This window comes from Pseudomonas sp. BP01, from assembly GCF_022760795.1.
GTDB classification, from domain to species: Bacteria; Pseudomonadota; Gammaproteobacteria; order Pseudomonadales; family Pseudomonadaceae; genus Aquipseudomonas; species Aquipseudomonas putida_Q.
The window spans coordinates 1-315 of record NZ_JAFBKA010000118.1 but is presented as its reverse complement, the minus strand read 5'-3'; the positions used below and the strand labels follow the sequence as shown (position 1 = coordinate 315).

1 protein-coding gene is annotated in these 315 nt (G+C 66.7%); it reads right to left on the bottom strand.

Features of this window, described 5'->3' with window-relative positions; all coding sequences use genetic code 11:
• On the bottom strand, positions 1 to 315 hold a 315-nt coding region (locus JOY50_RS28740; protein WP_243056198.1), incomplete at both ends, for an Ig-like domain-containing protein.

Here is a 315-nt window from a genome sequence, read left to right as displayed (position 1 = left end):
CGTTGAACAGGCCGTCGGCGCCAACGATGCCAGTGCCGATAAGGGTGCCGGCGGCATCACGTACTTGCACGGTGGCACCGGGCTCGCCGCGACCGGTGAAGGTCACGCCGTCGGCCAAGGCCAGGTCTGTCGGTTGAGCAGGCGGCAGCAGGTCGGCAGAGGTGACCGAGCCCGGCTGCGACACATTGCCAGCAGCATCGGTCAGGGTGACTTGCAGGGTACTGCCGTCGTTCACGGCAGGAGTCAGGGCAATGACGAAGGTGCCATCGGCGCCAACGGTACCCGTCGCGAGGATGTTGCCTTCGGCGTCACGCA